The 2,240-nt window shown below is 72.6% G+C and carries 2 protein-coding genes and 1 pseudogene; all 3 read right to left on the bottom strand.

Features of this window, described 5'->3' with window-relative positions:
- A pseudogene (locus G6027_RS13020) lies at window positions 1-191 on the bottom strand (hypothetical protein); the annotation flags it as partial.
- Window positions 188-1,081 (bottom strand): phosphoribosylaminoimidazolesuccinocarboxamide synthase, encoded by an 894-nt coding sequence (locus tag G6027_RS13015; protein ID WP_182637543.1) that lies wholly within the window; start codon window positions 1,079-1,081, stop codon window positions 188-190. The pseudogene G6027_RS13020 and the gene G6027_RS13015, both read right to left, overlap by 4 nt.
- A 72-nt stretch (window positions 1,082-1,153) precedes the next feature.
- Window positions 1,154-2,017, bottom strand: coding sequence for an alpha/beta hydrolase (locus G6027_RS13010; protein WP_182637542.1), 864 nt, complete (start codon window positions 2,015-2,017; stop codon window positions 1,154-1,156).
- Window positions 2,018-2,240: the final 223 nt, after the last annotated feature.

Raw genomic sequence — 2,240 nt, 5'->3', positions numbered from 1 at the left:
TCCTCGAGGTACTCGCGGGTCGCCGGGGCGTCCTTGTCGCGCAGCCATTCGTAGTCGTCCACGAAGACGCGGCCGTGGTGCTCACGGCGGTGGGGGCGGCGCTCGGCCACCGGCGGGGTGGGACGGGCCACGCGCTGGGTGGTGGCGGGCTCGGGTGTCCCGGTCTGCGGGGTGGTGTCGGAGGAGGTCATGCGGCCTCACCGCCGATCCAGTCGGCGAACGACAGACCCGAGATGCGCTCGTACGCCTCGATGTACCGGGCCCGGGTCGCGTCCACGACCTCCTGTGGGAGCGCCGGCGGCGGAGTGTCCGCGTCCTTGTTCCAGCCCGCCTCGGGGCCGGTGAGCCAGTTCCGCACGAACTGCTTGTCGAAGCTCGGCTGCACGCGGCCCGGCGAGTACCCGTCAGCGGGCCAGTACCGCGACGAGTCGGGGGTCAGAACCTCGTCGGCCAGGATCAACTCTCCGTCCGCCAGGCCGAACTCGAACTTGGTGTCCGCGAGCAGGACGCCGCGGTCGGCGGCGATCTCCGCGGCCCGCGAGTAGATGTCGAGCGTCGCCGTGCGCAGGCGCTCGGCGAGCCCGCCCCCGACGATGCCGGCGAGCTGGTCGAACGAGATGTTCTCGTCGTGGTCCCCCACCGCCGCCTTGGTGGCCGGGGTGAAGATGGGCTCGGGGAGTCGGCTGGCCTCGACCAGGCCCTCGGGCAGCTCGATGCCGCACACCGTCCCCGACTGCCGGTACTCGACGATGCCGGACCCGGTGAGGTACCCGCGGGCCACGCACTCGGCCTGCACCATGTCGAGCCGGCGCACCACCATCGCGCGGCCCAGGACCTCGGCCGGGATGCGCTCGTCGTCGAGCGGGCCCGCGAGGTGGTTGGGCACGTCCAGGGCGTCGAAGAAGTACGCGCTCATCGCCGTGAGGACGCGGCCCTTGTCGGGGATGGGCGTGCCGAGGATGTGATCGTAGGCGGAGATGCGGTCGGTGGCCACCAGCAGCAGCGTCTCGCCGTCGATCTCGTATAACTCGCGGACCTTTCCGGCGGCGAGATGGCGGTAGGAGGAGAGCTCGGGTCGCATGGGGGCCAGCGTAGTCGGCGCCCGCGCGGCCGCCCCGCCGGACGAGCGGTATGGGTCCGGACGCAGGGGACGTCAGCCCAGCCGCGCGTCCAGCCACTCCCCGAGCGCCGCGTACGCCTCGTCCGCACACAGGTCGTTGAACAGCTCGTGCAGGCCGCCCTCGAACTCCCAGTAGGTGATCTCCGGCCGCGGGTCGTGGTCCGATCCCGCGACCTGGGCGAACCGCCGGGCGCCCTTCGGTGAGGTGATGGAGTCCGCCGACCCGTTGATCACCAGGGCCGGCACCCGCAGGGCGCTCGAGCGCTCCAGGAACCTCTGCCCGCCCGCGAGCAGCGTCCCGGCGGCCAGCGCCGGCACCCCCTTGTGGTGCACGAGCGGGTCGGAGGTGTAATCCGCCACGTACTCGGGGACGCGGGAGATCTCGTTCGGGTCCAGCTTCTCCACCGGGAGGAACGGCAGGAGGCGGGCGATCACCGGGGCCGCCGCCCGGAGCGGCGCCGGTGTGCTCTCGCCCACGACGATGCCGGGCGAGGACAGGATCAGCCCCGCCAGGTCCCACGGACGCCGGAGAGCGGACTCCCCCGCGATCAACCCGCCCATCGAGTGCCCCATCAGGAGGCGGGGCAGGGACCCGGCCCCCACGCCCTCGGGGGTCCGGGTCCATTCCAGGACCGCGTCACGGACGGCGAGGTTGTCCCGGATGTGGGTCTCCGTGGCGATCCTGGCCCGCGGTCCGGGTGCCGTGCCGTGCCCCCGGAGGTCGTAGGTGACCACGTTGACGCCGCGGTCCACCAGGAACCCCACCGTCCGCCCGTACCGGCCGGAATGCTCGCCGAAGCCGTGGACCAGCAATAACAGGGCCCGGGGGGCCTCGGCGTGGTGCAGGGTCGCCTGCAGACCGGAGGTGCCGGGGACGGGGATGACTGTCTCGCGCATGCGCCGAGACTAGCGCCCGGAGGCCGCTTCCCTCCCCCAAAGGTGCCAACCGGGTTTCCACCTCCGGCCTCAAGACCGGCGGCCGCGCGCCGACGACCATGGAGCCGGTCCGAGAAACCAGTCCGGAAGCAGTCCGGATGCCCACAGCACAGGAGGTCCCCCGTGGTCCCCACCACCCTCGCGCCGTCGCCGGAACCCACATCCGGTCGTCGCCACACCCGCC

Source organism: Dietzia sp. SLG310A2-38A2 (assembly GCF_014145095.1).
Classification (GTDB): Bacteria; Actinomycetota; Actinomycetes; order Mycobacteriales; family Mycobacteriaceae; genus Dietzia.
The sequence above is the reverse complement of the archived record's forward strand: the minus strand, read 5'-3'. Positions and strand labels throughout refer to the sequence as shown.